Source organism: Corynebacterium sp. UMB4614, from assembly GCF_030217065.1.
Taxonomy (GTDB): Bacteria; Actinomycetota; Actinomycetes; order Mycobacteriales; family Mycobacteriaceae; genus Corynebacterium.
This window is the reverse complement of sequence record NZ_JASONC010000118.1, coordinates 1-240: the sequence shown is the minus strand read 5'-3', so window position 1 is coordinate 240 and position 240 is coordinate 1. Positions and strand designations below refer to the sequence as shown.

At 57.1% G+C, this 240-nt stretch carries 1 pseudogene; it reads right to left on the bottom strand.

Annotated elements, in window-relative coordinates:
- Nucleotides 1-199: pseudogene (locus QP413_RS10150) on the bottom strand (nitrite/sulfite reductase); the annotation flags it as partial.
- Between the last annotated feature and the right edge of the window lie 41 nt (nucleotides 200-240).

Genomic DNA, 240 nt, shown 5'->3' with positions numbered 1-240 from the left:
GTGCGAGATCGTCGGGGACGATGGAATCGAAGCCCTCGCGGGAGTAGTAATCAATGATCCGTTTCTTGACGGCAAGACCCGGGTCTTCCTGCTTGATTACCTCGTCTCCGTTGAGGGGTTCGCGCCCGTCGCGAGCCCATTGCCCCTCGGAGCGTTTTCCCCGCGGGATGTCTGTGTGGACGGCAAGCTGTGTGGTCATTTGTTGAACCTCTCTGTTCGTCTTAGAACGATTACCGCATA